Origin of the sequence: Paraburkholderia ginsengisoli NBRC 100965, assembly GCF_000739735.1 — a bacterium.
Lineage (GTDB): Bacteria > Pseudomonadota > Gammaproteobacteria > Burkholderiales > Burkholderiaceae > Paraburkholderia > Paraburkholderia ginsengisoli.
In genome coordinates, this window is sequence record NZ_BBJF01000045.1 from 1 (window position 1) to 1,231 (window position 1,231).

1 pseudogene is annotated in these 1,231 nt (G+C 66.6%); it reads left to right on the forward strand.

Features of this window, described 5'->3' with window-relative positions:
• Positions 1-202: 202 nt before the first annotated feature.
• Positions 203-1,231 (forward strand): annotated as a pseudogene (locus BGI01S_RS28810) (hypothetical protein); the annotation flags it as partial.

Sequence of the window (1,231 nt, forward strand, 5' to 3'; positions counted from 1 at the left end):
GTCGACGGGCCTGAGCACGACCGACAGCAACGTGACCAGCCTCTCGACCGCCACTTCGACGGGCCTCAGCACCGCACAGAGCGGCGTGAACTCGTTGTCCACCGGCGTCAGCTCGCTGTCGACCGGCCTGAGCACGACCAACAGCAACGTCACGAGCCTCTCGACCTCTACCTCGACGGGTCTCAGCACGGCGCAAAGCGGCGTGAACTCGCTGTCCACGAGTGTCGGTACTCTTTCGACGGGCGTGAGCTCGCTGTCCACAGGTCTCGCCAACGCAGTCCAGTACGACAACCCGGAGCACACGAGCGTGACGCTCGGCGGCGCGAGCGCAACGGCACCGGTGACGTTGACTAACGTAGCGGACGGTGCAAACCCGAGCGACGCGGTGAACTTCGGTCAACTGACTTCGCTGTCGACCACGACGTCGACCGGTATCAGTTCGCTGTCGACGGGCCTGAGCACAACCAACAGCACGGTAGGCAGCCTCTCGACGTCGGCCTCGACCGGCATCAGCTCCCTGTCGACGGGCCTGAGCACCACCAACAGCAACGTGACGAGTCTCTCGACGCTGGTCTCGGCGACGCGCACGCATTACTACAGCGTGAACGACAACGGCACGCAGCAGGGCAACTACGACAACGACGGCGCGACGGGCGTGAATGCGCTCGCGGCCGGCACCAATGCAACGGCGGCGGGCGCAGGCGGCGTGGCGCTCGGCGACGGCGCGAACGCGGCGTCGAGCGGCGCGGTGGCGATCGGCCAGGGCGCGGCAGCGCACGACGCTGGCTCCGTGGCGCTGGGCGCAGGTTCGGTGACAGCCGCGCCGAACCCCACGGCAAGCACGACCATTGCCGGTCAGACGTACAACTTTGCGGGCACGACGCCGGCCAGCGTCGTTAGCGTGGGCGCATCGGGCGCTGAACGCCAGATCACCAACGTGGCCGCAGGCCGGATCAGCGCCACGAGCACTGACGCGATCAACGGTTCGCAACTCAACGCCACCAATTCGGCGCTGGATTCGCTGTCCACTGGCGTGAGCACGCTGTCCACATCGACCTCGACGAGCATCAGCTCGCTGTCGACCGGCTTGAGCACCAGCAACAGCACGGTGACCAGCCTGTCGACGTCGACCTCGACGACGGCCAGCTCGCTGTCCACAGGCGTGAGTTCGCTTTCGACGGGCTTGAGCACGACGAACAGCAACGTCGCTTCGCTGTCGACGGGTCTGTCC